Genomic DNA, 13,359 nt, shown 5'->3' on the forward strand with positions numbered 1-13,359 from the left:
CGTTCACGCCGGCAGTTTGCGGAAGCCGATCGCGAAGCGGTTCCACGTGTTGATCGCCGATACCAGCAGCGTCAGGTCGACCAGTTCTTCGTCGCTGAAATGCGGCCGCACCGTTTCCCACACTGCGTCGGGCACGTGTTCGTGCGACACCAGCGTCAGCGCTTCGGTCCATTCGAGCGCGGCGCGTTCTCGGTCGGTGAAGAACGGCGTTTCGCGCCAGACCACCACGGTCGCGAGACGGCGTTCGGTTTCGCCACCCTTGCGGGCGTCGGTGACGTGCATGTCGACGCAATACGCGCAGCCGTTGATCTGCGACGCGCGCAAGCGCACCAGTTCGGTCAGCGATTTGTCGAGCGCCGATTTGCCGATGCGCTCCTCGACGCCGAGCAGGGCCTTGATCGCGGCGGGGTTGGCTTTATAGAAGTCCAGACGTTGTTGCATGATTCACTCCTGAGTGGGTTGGGGCGCATGCGTCGATGCGATGAGTGAAGAATAGTCGCCCGACTGGCTTTGAAAAATGACCGGTTTTGTCTATTTTCAGGTAACCACTTTGGCGCGATCGCCGTGGCGATCGCGTAGGTGGCGGCGCTCGCCCGACGAGCGTCAGCGCCCTTACGCTTCGTAATGGCATCGTTGCCGGTGTGGTGGCGATTCGGTATGGTGGGCCATCGTTTTCAAGCCGGGTACACCGTATGACCTCCAGCGCAGCACCTTCAAACGCATCCATCCCCGCCGGCGAACCGGTCCGCACCGACGTGCTGATCGTCGGCGCCGGTCCCGTGGGTCTTTTCGCGGCATTCGAGGCGGGTGTGATCGGCCTCACGTGCCACATCGTCGATGGACTCGACAAGGTCGGCGGTCAATGCATCGAGCTGTATCCGGACAAGCCGATCTACGACATCCCCGCGATTCCTTCGTGCACCGCGCGCGAGCTGGTCGAGCGTCTGCTCGCGCAATGCAAACCGTTCGACGTGCCGATTCATCTCGAACAGCGCGTCGAGTCGGTCGAGCAGCGCGAGGATGGACGCTGGACTGTGCGCACCGATCGCGGCCTGAGCTTCGATGTCGCGGCGATCCTGCTCGCGGCCGGCAACGGTGCATTCGTGCCGCAGAAACTGGCGTTGCCTGAAGCGGTGCCGCTGGAATCGCGCCATGTGCACTACAGCGTGCAGCGTCTCGCCGATTTCGCGGATCGCGACGTGGTGGTGGCCGGCGGCGGCGACTCGGCGCTCGACTGGGTGCTGGCGCTGCGCAAGGTCGCGCGGCGCGTGACGCTCGTGCATCGGCGCAACGGGTTTAGCGCGGCCGATTCGAGCGTCGAACTGATGCGGCGTGCGGTCGAGGCGGGCGAGATGGATTTCGTGGTCGGCACGATCGCGGGCCTGACGGTCGAAGACGACGCGTTGAAGTCGCTCACGTTGCGCGGTCTGCAAGGCGAGATCCAGCTCGACACCGAGCATCTGATCGCGCTGTACGGTCTGGTCGCCGATCTCGGGCCGATCGCGAAGTGGGACCTGTCGATTCACGGTGGTCGTGTCGATGTGGACACGTCGAACTACGAGAGCTCGCGGCCCGGCATTTTCGCGGTGGGCGACATCGCCAACTATCCGAACAAGCAGAAGCTGATTCTGTCGGGTTTTCACGAGGCGTCGCTGGCGTTGCGCAAGGCGTATGCGTACGCGTATCCGGAGAAGAAGCGCATGCACGTGCATTCGAGCTACGACGCGAAGCTCGCGGAGAAGGTCGGCGCGGCGGGGTGAGAATAAGGTAGTGCAGGTAGTGCAACGAAGGGCGATCGTGCACGGCGTCCCGGCGCTGTCACCGAATGCAGGGAGCCGGCGGCGGGTGAAAATATCGCCCGCTACCGGCTCTTTTTTACGCGTGTTTCAACACGATTCTGGGCGGTGTCGCTAGCGGACGCTGCCGCTGCCGCTGGAAAAAACCACCGTCACATCATTTCCCGGCCGGCTGACTCGCCCCGGCCGCCGCGCTCGCGGCCTTGTCCTTCTTCTTCGCTTCGTGATGGCCGATCGCGCAACCCGCGGCCGCGCCGGCTACGCCGTGATCGCCCGCGACATGGCCGGCCACGCCGCCGACCACCGCGCCCTTGGTACAGCCCTCGGCGTGCGCGGCGGTGTGAGCGAGCGTCAGCGCGGCGGCGAAGGCGAGGGTGGTGAATGCTCGTTTCAATTCAGACTCCTGGTTTTATGAAAGTGTGGAGATCTGCTAGCAATCCGGAGGCCCGCCCGCGCCGACCCGTCGCTTTCGCGTCGACAAAGCCGCGGTGTATGCTTTTGAGTGGACCTCATCTTCTCTACGCCAATCATCATGACCCAACTCGACGTCTCTTCCGCCGGCGACAACGCCGACCCCTTGCGCGAATCCGCGGCCCCCGCGGCGTCCGCGCGCGTGCAGGTCGACTACGGCATGCTGGTCCAGGCGATCGAGGACTACGCGATCTTCCTGCTCGACGCGACCGGCCACATCGTCAGCTGGAGCGCCGGGGCGCACAAGGTGAACGGCTACACCGAGCAGGAAATCATCGGCGAGCATTTCTCGCGCTTCTATACCGCCGAGGCGGTGGCGCGTGGCTGGCCCGAATACGAATTGCAGCAGGCGTCGCTGACGGGCCGTTTCGAAGACGAAGGCTGGCGCGTGCGCAAGGACGGCACAACCTTCTGGTCGAACGTGGTGATCACCGCGATCCGCGACCAGGCCGGCATCCTCACCGGCTTCGCGAAGATCACGCGCGACCTGACCGCGAAGCGCGAATACCTCGAAGCGCTGCGGCAAAGCGAGGAGCGCTTCCGGCTGCTGGTGGACAGCGTGAAGGACTACGCGATCTTCATGCTCGATCCGGACGGCAACGTGATCAGCTGGAACGCGGGCGCCGCGCGCATCAAGGGCTTCACGCGCGAGGACATCGTGGGCCGGCACTTCTCGACCTTCTATCCGCCCGAGGATGTCGCGGCGGGCAAGCCGGCGCGCGAACTGGCGATCGCCCGTCAGATCGGCCACGTCGAGGACGAGGGCTGGCGCGTGCGCAAGGACGGCACGACCTTCTGGGCCAACGTCAACATCACCGCCGTGTATGACGAATCGAAACGGTTGCGCGGGTTCGCGAAGGTCACGCGCGATCTGACCGAGCGGCGTCAGCGGGAGGAACTCGAACGCTCCGGCGACCGCATGCGCAAATTTCTCGCCACGCTCGCGCACGAACTGCGCAATCCGCTCGCGCCGGTGCGCAACGCGCTCGGCGTGATGCAACTCGAGACGGGCGTGAGTCCGACGCTCGCGCGTTCGCGCGATCTGATCGATCGCCAGGTCACGCATCTGACGCGGCTCGTGGACGATCTGCTCGACGTCGGCCGGATCATGTCGGACAAGGTCGAGCTGCGCATCGCCGAGGTCGATCTCGCCGAAGTGGTGGCGCGTGGCGTCGAGGCGGCACGGCCCTTCACCGATGCGCACGAACAGCGTGTCGTCACCCATCTGCCGCGCGATCCGGTGTTCGTGCGCGGCGACATGACGCGACTCGTGCAGGTGCTGCAGAACCTGCTGCACAACGCGTCGAAGTTTTCGCCGACCGGCAGCCGCATCGACGTGCGGGGGCGCATCGAACATCGGATGGCGGTGCTCGAAGTGCGCGACGGCGGCTGCGGGATCGCGCCGCAGGCGCTCGACCGGATCTTCGAACTGTTCACGCAGGAGAAGGAGGGGCAGCCGGTCGGCCAGGCCGGACTCGGTATCGGCCTGACCTTGTGCAAATCGCTGGTGGAGATGCATGGCGGCAGCATCATCGCGAGCAGCGACGGGCTGGGCTGCGGCAGTGCGTTCACCGTGAGTCTGCCGCTCGCCGCGACCACCTCGGAGACGCCGGCCGACACGCCGGGCGCGGCCGGGGACGACGTCGCGCCGCTGCGCATTCTGCTGGTCGACGACAACCGCGATTCCGCCGACAGCCTCGCGATGCTGCTCGAACTGAAGGGCCACACGGTGCGCATCGCGTACGAAGGGCAGCAGGCGCTCGACATCGCGCCGCGCTTCGCGCCGCATCTCGCGGTGATCGATCTGGCCATGCCGAAGATGGACGGTTTCGCGACGCTCGCCGGCTTGCACGCCTATCCCGAACTGGCCGGCACGATGTACGCGGCGATGACCGGCTTCGGTCACGCGAGCGATGTGCAGCGCACGCGCGAGGCGGGCTTTCACGCGCATCTGGTGAAGCCGGTGGAGCTGGCGCTGTTCGACGATCTGCTCGCGCAAGCCGAAGCGCGCCGGGCTGGGGACGCGCGCGGCTAGGGGCGGCACGACCCTTGCTGGATGCTGCCGTGTAGCTGCATGCACGGCAGCCGGTCAAAGCCAGCCGGCTTTTGATCGACACATCCAGGGAGGCAGAATGCTCGATACGCGTGACCTGATGGCCAGCGTCAAGGCGCGGCTACGGCAACAGCCCGGGGTGGGCGTGGCTTATCGCGGCACGAACCGCGATGCGAACGGCGACACGAACGCGGACATCGACGCTGCCGCTGCCGCGCAGACCGGCTCGACGTTGAGCGGCCTCGCCGCATCGCGCCGCGCGTGGCCCGCGATGACCCCCGCCGACGCGCTCGATGACTTCCTGCGCAACACCCGTTTCGATCCCGCCGACCCCGCCGCGCTCGGCAAGGTGCTGGGCGCGCTGGTCGATTACGGCTGCGACCGCGCGCCGTTCGTGCCGCTGCCCGGTCATGGCCAGACGCTCGCGCGCTGGCGCGCCCTGGCGGCGGTGGCCGCGTGCGATCTCGGCCTGGTCAAACTCTTCGAAGGTCATACGGATGCGTTGGCGATCCTCGCCGAACTGGATGGCCCTGCGCCGCCGGCGGGAAGTCGTTGGGCCGTGTGGGCGGCCGAGCCGCCCGATGCGCGCGTTCAAGCCGCGCAGAGCAAACGCGAGCGAAGCGAGCAGGGGGATTCGCGAGATGCGAGCGAAGCGCGCGACACGAGTGACACGAGTGACATGGGCGGCATGGGCGACCCGAGTGTCGATCTCGCCGACTCGATCTCATGGACCGCGCGCTCGCCACGCGTCCCACCCAGTCCGCCGATTCGCTTGACCGGCACGAAAGCGTGGTGCTCGGGCGCGGCCGTCGTCAGCCATGCGCTTGTGACCGTGTGGCTGAACGGCGAGCCGGTGCTTGCCGCGGTCGAGATGGATCATCCGTCGATCGCGATCGATGCGTCGAAGTGGCAGGCGGTCGGCATGCAGGCCACCGCGAGCGCCGACGTCACCTTCAACGACACGCCCGCGATCCTGCTCGGCGGCCCACACGCCTATGTGCGTCGTCCGGGATTCTGGCAAGGCGGCGCGGGCATCGCCGCGTGCTGGTATGGCGCAGCCGCGCGGATCGGTCAGCGCGTGCGCGAGGGTTCGACGCAACGGGCGGACGCGCATCGGCTCGCGCATCTCGGTGCGATCGAGGTGGCGTTGGCATCGGCGGCATCGGTGCTGCGCGAGAGCGCGGCCTGGATCGACGCGAACCCGCTCGCCGACGCGCACCGTATTGCGCTGCGTGCACGCCTCGTCGTCGAGGAAGCGGCGACCACGGTGATGCAGCACGCGACGCGCGCGCTCGGCGCGGGACCGTTGTGCCGCGACGCGCGTTTCGCGCGCGCGTTGGCGGATCTGCCGGTGTTCGTGCGGCAAAGCCATGCGGAGCGCGATCTGGCCGCGCTTGGCGAACTGGCGGCGAGTTCGCGCGGCAATGGTGCGGCGGGCGATGGCGCGTCCCGTGTCAACACCCAGGTGGATGGCAAGATCGGCGCACGCGACGGTGGAGAAATGCCGTGGACGCTTTGACGTTACCTGACCCGCCCGAAGGCGAGCACGGCGCGATTACCGGCCTGGTGGCCGACGAGGCCGCCGACAATAAAGCAGGCACAAGCGCCACCACCACCTATTTCGACGACCTCTATCGCCGCAGCGACGACCCATGGCATCTGCGCGAAGGCTGGTACGAACGCCGCAAGCGCTCGCTGACGCTCGCGCTGCTGCCGCGTCCGCGCTATCGCAACGCGTTCGAACCCGGTTGCGCGAACGGCGAGTTGACGTTCGAACTGGCGAAACGCTGCGATGCGCTACTGGCCGTCGACCTCCACGAACGCGCGGTGCAGCTCGCGCGCGAACGCGTGGCCGGTGCGCCGCACGTGCGCGTCGAACGGCGCACGGTGCCGCGCGACTGGCCGCTCGACGCCGGTCCATTTGATCTGATCGTGATCAGCGAACTCGCGTATTACCTCGACGCGTCGGAGATCGAAGCGCTGGCCGGCTGCATCGCCGCCTCGCTGACGCCGGACGGCACGCTGCTCGCGTGCCACTGGCGGCGGCCGTTCGCCGAAGCGCTCGTGTCCGCCGACGCCGCGCATGCGTCGCTCGACGCGGGCTGCGGGCTCACGCGTCTCGCCCATCACGACGAAGCCGATCTGCTGATCGACGTGTGGTCGCGCGACGCACGCTCGGTCGCGCAGTGCGAGGGCTTGTCATGATCGGCGTGATCGTCCCCGCGCATAACGAGGAGGCGCTGCTCGCGCCTTGCCTTGCCGCGTTGATCTATGCCGCGCGACACGAGGCGCTGGCGGGCGAGCGTGTGCGCATCGTAGTCGTGCTCGACACCTGCGACGATTTCAGCGGCGCGATCGCGCGCGCGTACGGCGTCGAGACCTTGACGCTGAAAGTGCGCAACGTCGGCATCGCGCGCGCGGCGGGCGCGGACTTGCTGCTCGCCGCCGACGCGCGCTGGCTCGCCTTCACCGACGGCGATAGCCGCGTATCGGCGGGATGGCTGGCCGCGCAGCTAGCGCTGCAGGCGGATGCGGTGTGCGGCTCGATCGCGGTCGACGACTGGACCGCGCATCCGCTCAGCGTGCGCGAGTATTTCTACAAGACGTACGTGGACGCCGACGGTCATCGGCATATTCACGGCGCGAACCTGGGCGTGTCCGCCGAGGCTTACCGGCGCGCGGGCGGCTTTCCGCCGCTGCCGTGCAGTGAGGATGTCGCGCTGGTCGAACGGCTGGTCGCGAGCGGCGCACGCGTCGCCTGGAGCGCGGCGCCGCGCGTGATCACGAGTGCGCGCGCGGCGGCACGGGCGCGCGGTGGTTTCGGCGATACGCTCGCGGCGTGGGCCGTGCAATAACCCGCCGCTCAGCCTCGTCCGCCGCGCGAAATCTCTTCCCCCGCGCCATGCGGCAGCCGCCGCGTCACCGGAATCGACGCGAGCGAACACAGCCCGACCACCAGAAACGCCGGCCAGAAATCCGACCACGTCACGCTCGCGTGCCCATGCAGCGAGCGCGAAATCTGCAGCACGATCCCGCCGACGGTCACGCCGAGCCCCAGCGACATCTGCTGCACGACGCTGCCCAGGCTGGTCGCACGGCCGACGTCGCGGCTCGCGATCTCCGCGTAGGTCAGCGAATTCAGACTCGTGAACTGCAACGCCGGGAAGAAACCGCCGAGCAGTACGACCACCCAGATGATCCACGTCGGCGTGCCGGGAAAGAACAGCCCGCACGCCGCGATCGACACGCCCGAGAGCGCCGCGTTGACCACCAGCACCGAGCGAAAGCCGAACCGGTGCAATACGTTCGACGCGATCACGCGCATGAACATCCCGCCGAACGCGGACGCGCAGGTAATCAGCCCGGATTCGAACGCGCTCATGCCGTGCCCTTCCTGCAGCATCAGCGGCAACAGGAACGGCAGCGCGCCAAGGCCGATTCGAAACAGCGAGCCGCCCAGCACGCTCGCCTGAAACGTCGGCACCTTGAAGAAGCGCAGATCCAGCAGCGGTTTCTCGACGCGCTGCGAGTACACGATATAGCCAAGCAACAGCACCGCGCCGCTCGCGCACATGCCGAACGCGTCCTGATTCGACATCAGTTCGCCGCCCACCAGCGACAGCCCGAGCAGCAGCAGCACCGCGCCCGCGGCCGACAGCACGAAGCCGATCCAGTCGAGCGGACCCGGATCGGGCTCGCGCGTATTGGCGATGTACCGGTTGGTCAGATAGATGCCGAGGATGCCGATCGGCACGTTGATGAAGAAAATCAGCCGCCAGTGCAGATAGGTGGTGATGAAGCCGCCGAGTAGCGGCCCGGCGGCCGGACCGAGCAGGGCGGGCACGCTCAGATAGTTCATCGCGCGGATGAACTCGGATTTGGGCACCACGCGGAAAATGATGATGCGCCCGACCGGCACCATCATCGCGCCGCCGACGCCTTGCACGAAGCGCGCGAGCGTAAAGGTGGCCAGCGAATTCGACGCGGCGCACAGCAGCGAACCCGCGACGAAAATGCCGATCGCCGTGCGGAAGATGGTGCGCGCGCCGAAGCGGTCGGCCAGCCAGCCGCACACCGGAATGAACACGCCGAGGCCCAGCACGTAGCTCGTCACGGCGATTTTCAGGGTGACCGGATCGCGCCCGAAGTCGCGCGCCATGGCCGGCAGCGCGGTGACGATCACGTTCGCGTCGACGCTCTCCATGAACATCGCGCAGGCGACGATGAGGGGCGCGATCATGGCTTTCTGAACGGCGGTCATGGCGGCAATGGCTGCGGCGGGCGGTCGCAGGCAAAGGGGTGATTATTGCACCTGTACGGTGCGGTTTGTTAATCCCGCGCGAACTTCTTTCGCCCCCATTTTGAGATTTGCCTTCACCTTCCGATTCAGGCCCATCAACGATCCGGGACTTTTTCGATATATGTTGCGGTGCGGGATGAGGCGGTTATAATCGGGTTATTGCCTAGGTATAAACCCTGAAGGATTCCGCCATGAACACCGCATCCAACACCGCTGCCCGCGCCACCGTCCCGACCGCCGGCACCTGGCTCGGCAAGCTGCGCGCTCTGGCGCGGCATGCGCTGAGCCTGCACCTGCAGTACTGTGCGGAGCTGGCCGAAGCGCATCGCCGTCCGCAGTAAGCGCGACGCACGTCCGAGCTCGAGGCGCCGCAACCGGCGCCGGCCGAACGCCGGGCGTTCCGTCGTGACAGCGTGCGTACGTTCGCACGCTCACTCGTGCTGGTTCGACACCCTCACCGCCGATAACGCCGCGCGCTGCCGCGTAGCACGCGCGGACAGCGCGCTCATCAGGAGCGCCATCGACACCAGTCCAACCAGATACATCCCCGCCATCACCCAATCCTGTTCCGCCATCATCGTTCTCCATCCCGTACCGAAGTCCACCTGGCGTATGCGGCGCATCGCACCCGGCTATTGATCGCGATTACGGCAGGCGGCGCGAAAAACTTGACTAAAACCCCTGCAAAACGCCGACACTGTCAACCTTTTGGCGCGGTTGCCGTTATCCATTTGTAATCGCCTGAGACAGGCGACGCCGTGGCGGACGATCCGACGCCGCGACCGCTCCATGCAAGGCCGCCTTGACCATGTTCCACCGATATAACAACACGTTCGCCCGGCTCGGCGCGACGCTCTCGCGTGCGCCGCGTTTCCTGAAAACGCTCGGCGGCCGCGGCGTCCTCTCGCCCATCCTCGCGCTCGTCATCTGCGGGCTCCTGCTGGTCGTCCTGCAACATCTTTCGCAAGCCGTCGACTATCGCTCCGTGATGCGCCAGCTGCGTCATCTGACGGCCGGCGAGTGGTGCGCGGCGCTCGGCGCGACCGCGCTCAGCTTTGTCGCGCTGGTCGGCCGCGATGCCGTCGGCCTGCGCTATCTCGGCACGGCGGTGCCGCGTATCGCGCTGTGGGTCGGCGCGATCGCCGGGTCCGCGCTCGGCAACGCGACCGGCTTCGGCGCGCTGACGGGCGGCGCGGTGCGCGCGCGCGTCTACGGCGTGAGCGGCGTGACGCCCGTGCAGATCGGCCGCATGACGGTGTTCACGAGCGTATCGCTCGCGCTCGCGCTGGTGCTGATGACCGCGCTCGGCATGGTCGGCGCGGCCGGCACGCTCGCGCCGATGCTGCATCTGTCGCCGCTCGCGCTGCGCTGGACCGGCGCGGCGTTGCTCGTCGCGCTCGCGCTCGCGGCGGCCGCCTGCCGGCGCGACACGCGGCCGGTGCGCACGCGCTGGCAATGGCTTTCGTTCGATATTCCCGCGCGCCGCGACCTGCTCGCGCAGATCGCGCTCGCCGTGCTCGACGTGGTGGCCGCGGGCCTCGCGTTGTGGGCGCTGCTGCCGCACGCGGGCGTGAGCTTCACGAGCTTCGTGACGATCTACGCGGCGGCCATGCTGCTCGGCATGATCGGGCACACGCCGGGCGGCGTCGGCGTGTTCGAGGCGGCGATGGTGTTCGCGCTGAACGGCAGCGTGCAGACGCACGAGATGCTCGCCGCGCTGCTCGCGTATCGCGCGATTTATTTCGGCGTGCCGCTGATCGTCTCGGCGGGATTGCTCGCGGGCTTCGAGGGGCGCGCGCTGAAAGGCCGTCTGCCGCTGCGCCACGCGGCCGGCGTGTCGAAACTGGCACCGCTGTTTCTGAGCCTCGTGACGTTTCTCGTCGGCGGCATGCTGGTGATTTCCAGCGCGACGCCCGCGTTCTGGCAACGCATCCGGATTCTGCGCGACGTGCTGCCGCTGTGGGTGCTCGAAAGCTCGCAGATGCTGTGCAGCGTGCTCGGCGTGCTGCTGTTGTTCGTCGCGCGTGGTTTGCTGCGGCGGCTCGACGCCGCGTGGTGGATGACGTTGCTGCTCGCGGTGCTGAGTCTCGGGTTGTCGTTGACCAAGGGTCTTGCCTTCGTCGAGGCGGGCGTGCTCGGCACGCTGATCGTGCTGCTGCTGTCCACGCGCAAGCGCTTCAGCCGTCACTCGTCGCTGTTCTCCGAACGCTTCACCGCGGGCTGGCTGGTGTCGATCGCGATGGTGCTCGCGCTGGCCGTGTGGGTGATGCTGTTTGCCTTCCGCGACGTGCCGTACACCCGCGACCTGTGGTGGCAATTTGCATTCGACGAGCGCGCGCCGCGCGCGCTGCGCGCGACGCTGGCCGCGAGTCTGTTCGCGGCGACCTTCGCGTTCTGGCAGCTGTTGCGTCCGGCCGCGGGCCGCTTTGTCAAACCCGCGCCGGAAGATCTGCTCGACGCCGCGCGCATCGTGCGCGCGCAGGAGCGCAGCGACGCCGGTCTCGCGCTGATGGGCGACAAGAGCTTCCTGTTCTCCGAGTCGCGCGAGGCCTTCCTGATGTACGCGAAATACGGCCGCACGTGGGCCGCGCTGCACGATCCGGTGGGACCGCGCGAGGAGTGGGCCGGCCTGATCGGCAAGTTCGTCGCGCTCGCGCATGCGCACGGCGGCCGCGCGGCGTTCTACCAGGTGCGCGCGAACGCGCTGCCGCTGTATCTCGACGCGGGCCTCACGCTGATGAAACTCGGCGAGGAAGCCCACGTGGTGCTCGACGATTTCGATCTGAAGGGCTCGCACCGCGCGCATCTGCGCTATGCGTTAAAGCGTGGCGAACGCGACGGCTTCACCGTCGAGGTGATCGATCAGGCCGACGTGCCCGCATCGCTCGAAACCTTGCGGGAGATTTCCGACGGCTGGCTCGATAGCCGCGACGCGCGCGAGAAGAGCTTCTCGGTGGCCGCCTTCAACGACGAATACCTCGCCGCGCAATCGGTGATGCTGGTGCGCCAGAACGGCGAACCCGCCGCCTTCGTCACCTTCATGACGACCGATCTCAATACCGAGGCCACCGTCGGCGTGATGCGCCACGTGGAAAGCGCGTCGCCGTATGCGATGGAATATCTGTTCACCCAACTGGCGCTGCATCTGAAGCAGGCGGGCTTCCGCTCGCTGAGCCTCGGCATCGCGCCGCTCTCCGGCATGCGGCCGACGCCGCTCGCGTCGCGCTGGCACCGCATCGCCGGCATCGTATGGCGCTTCGGCGGCCGTTTCTATAACTTCCGCGGCTTGCGTGCTTTCAAGAGCAAGTTCCAGCCGCACTGGGAGCCGCGCTATCTCGCGGCGTCAGGTTCGGTCGGCGTGTTCTTCACGCTCGCGGACCTGTCATTGCTGGCAGGAGGCCGGCGTTCATGACCTTGGATTCGTTTTTGCATTCGTCTGTGCGTTCGTCCTTGCATGCGTGTTTCCGGCTCGCCGTGGTGGCGGGCCTCGTGGGCGGCAGTTCCCTCGTTCAGGCCGCCAGTTCCACCGTGCCGGGCGGCCGTTTCGGCGACGTGACGGTGACGCAGCCGAGCGGTCCGTTGCGCGGCTTCGTGGTGCTGTACTCGCAGTCCAGCGGCTGGAGCGCGGCGGATCAGCAGAGCGCCGACGCGCTCGCGAAAGCCGGCGCGTTGACTGTCGGCGTGGATACGGCGCGCTATGCGGCGAACCTCGCCGCGACGAAGGAGACCTGCCACAAGCTGGTCGGCGACGCGGAATCGCTGAGCCATCAACTCGAACGGCAATCGCAGTCGACGCATTACTACGCGCCGATCGTCGCGGGTACCGGGCAGGGCGCGACGCTCGCGATGCAGGTGCTGGAACAGGCGCCGTCGAACACGATCGCCGGCGCGGTCTCGGTAGACCCCGAGCGCACGCTCGACGCACGCTTCCAGCCGTGCCCGCCGGACCCGACGGTGATCCGCGACAAGGTGCCGGGCTTCGTCGAAAAAGCGGTGACGGGCAAGGCCGACCGCGCGCGCCTCGTCGCGCTGCTGACGCCGCATCTGCAGACACTGCCGACGGGCGACGACGATGTCTCCGACCTGCCGCTGATCGAACTGCCGGCCGCGCATCCGAACGGCCTGATGGCGATCGTGATCTCCGGCGACGGCGGCTGGCGCGATCTCGACAAGACCATCGCGCTCGGCTTGCAGAAGGACGGCGTGTCGGTGGTCGGCTGGGACAGCCTGCGTTATTTCTGGAGCGAGCAGTCGCCCGCGCAGACCAGCCGCGACCTCGCGCGCGTGATGCAGACCTACGGCGCGCGCTGGCACGCGCAACATATCGCGCTGATCGGCTATTCGTTCGGCGCCGACGTGATGCCGTTCGCCTACAACCGTCTGCCCGACACGCTGAAGAGCAAGGTCTCGCTGATGTCGCTGCTCGGCTTCGCGGCGGACGCCGACTTCCAGATTCGCGTCGGCGGCTGGCTCGGCATGCCGGCCAGCGACAAGGCGCTGAAGGTGCAGCCCGAACTCGCGCACGTACCGCTCTCGCTGATGCAGTGTTTCTACGGCGAGACCGAGAAGGACACCTTGTGTCCGGAGCTGGGCAAGCAGGGCGTCGAAGTGATCCGCACGTCGGGCGATCACCACTTCGGCCGCGACTACAACGCGCTCGAGCAACGCATTCTCGCGACTTTCAAAAAGAAGAGCGGCGTGAGCAAGGATTGACAAAACGCGTCACGTCAACGAAGATC

The 13,359-nt window shown here is 67.3% G+C and carries 12 protein-coding genes; 8 read left to right on the plus strand and 4 right to left on the minus strand.

Annotated elements, in window-relative coordinates:
- Positions 1–3: 3 nt before the first annotated feature.
- Entirely contained in the window at positions 4–441 is a 438-nt protein-coding gene (locus LFL96_RS08535; RefSeq protein WP_281000130.1) for a carboxymuconolactone decarboxylase family protein, read from the minus strand.
- 251 nt (positions 442–692) lie between these two features.
- Here LFL96_RS08535 and LFL96_RS08540 point away from each other — a divergent pair, with 251 nt between their 5' ends.
- Complete coding sequence (locus tag LFL96_RS08540) at positions 693–1,760, plus strand: NAD(P)/FAD-dependent oxidoreductase (protein ID WP_281000132.1); 1,068 nt, start codon at positions 693–695, stop codon at positions 1,758–1,760.
- A 193-nt stretch (positions 1,761–1,953) separates the two neighbouring features.
- On the opposite strand, the gene LFL96_RS08545 is transcribed toward LFL96_RS08540, so the two are convergent.
- Positions 1,954–2,190 (minus strand): hypothetical protein, encoded by a 237-nt coding sequence (locus LFL96_RS08545; RefSeq protein WP_281000139.1) that lies wholly within the window; start codon positions 2,188–2,190, stop codon positions 1,954–1,956.
- 138 nt (positions 2,191–2,328) lie between these two features.
- Here LFL96_RS08545 and LFL96_RS08550 point away from each other — a divergent pair, with 138 nt between their 5' ends.
- From LFL96_RS08550 to LFL96_RS08565, 4 genes are all read left to right on the plus strand, one after another.
- Positions 2,329–4,302: a PAS domain S-box protein gene (locus LFL96_RS08550; protein WP_281000140.1), complete on the plus strand. Its 1,974-nt coding sequence runs from the start codon at positions 2,329–2,331 to the stop codon at positions 4,300–4,302.
- 289 nt (positions 4,303–4,591) lie between these two features.
- Entirely contained in the window at positions 4,592–5,839 is a 1,248-nt protein-coding gene (locus LFL96_RS08555; RefSeq protein ID WP_281000630.1) for an acyl-CoA dehydrogenase family protein, read from the plus strand.
- A 47-nt stretch (positions 5,840–5,886) separates the two neighbouring features.
- Positions 5,887–6,525 (plus strand): class I SAM-dependent methyltransferase, encoded by a 639-nt coding sequence (locus LFL96_RS08560; RefSeq protein ID WP_281000632.1) that lies wholly within the window; start codon positions 5,887–5,889, stop codon positions 6,523–6,525.
- On the plus strand, positions 6,522–7,175 hold the full coding sequence (locus LFL96_RS08565) for a glycosyltransferase (protein WP_281000142.1): 654 nt from the start codon (positions 6,522–6,524) through the stop codon (positions 7,173–7,175). Before LFL96_RS08560 ends, LFL96_RS08565 begins: the two co-directional genes overlap by 4 nt.
- Before the next feature lie 8 nt (positions 7,176–7,183).
- On the opposite strand, the gene LFL96_RS08570 is transcribed toward LFL96_RS08565, so the two are convergent.
- On the minus strand, positions 7,184–8,581 hold the full coding sequence (locus LFL96_RS08570; protein ID WP_281000144.1) for an MFS transporter: 1,398 nt from the start codon (positions 8,579–8,581) through the stop codon (positions 7,184–7,186).
- Positions 8,582–8,811: 230 nt separating this feature from the next.
- On the opposite strand from LFL96_RS08570, the gene LFL96_RS08575 reads away from it, so the two are divergent.
- A complete protein-coding gene (locus LFL96_RS08575) occupies positions 8,812–8,961 on the plus strand; it encodes a hypothetical protein (RefSeq protein WP_281000146.1) in 150 nt (49 codons plus the stop codon).
- A gap of 90 nt (positions 8,962–9,051) precedes the next feature.
- Here the strand turns inward: LFL96_RS08575 and LFL96_RS08580 are convergent, their stop codons facing one another.
- Positions 9,052–9,198 carry a hypothetical protein gene (locus LFL96_RS08580; protein ID WP_281000908.1) on the minus strand — a complete coding sequence of 49 codons (147 nt, stop codon included), beginning with the start codon at positions 9,196–9,198 and terminating at the stop codon, positions 9,052–9,054.
- Between the two features lie 230 nt (positions 9,199–9,428).
- On the opposite strand from LFL96_RS08580, the gene mprF reads away from it, so the two are divergent.
- Complete coding sequence (gene mprF, locus LFL96_RS08585) at positions 9,429–12,032, plus strand: bifunctional lysylphosphatidylglycerol flippase/synthetase MprF (protein WP_281000148.1); 2,604 nt, start codon at positions 9,429–9,431, stop codon at positions 12,030–12,032.
- Complete coding sequence (locus LFL96_RS08590) at positions 12,029–13,333, plus strand: AcvB/VirJ family lysyl-phosphatidylglycerol hydrolase (protein ID WP_281000149.1); 1,305 nt, start codon at positions 12,029–12,031, stop codon at positions 13,331–13,333. The genes mprF and LFL96_RS08590 overlap by 4 nt, the downstream gene beginning before the upstream one ends.
- Positions 13,334–13,359: the final 26 nt, after the last annotated feature.

It is taken from the genome of Paraburkholderia sp. D15 (assembly GCF_029910215.1).
Taxonomy (GTDB): domain Bacteria; phylum Pseudomonadota; class Gammaproteobacteria; order Burkholderiales; family Burkholderiaceae; genus Paraburkholderia.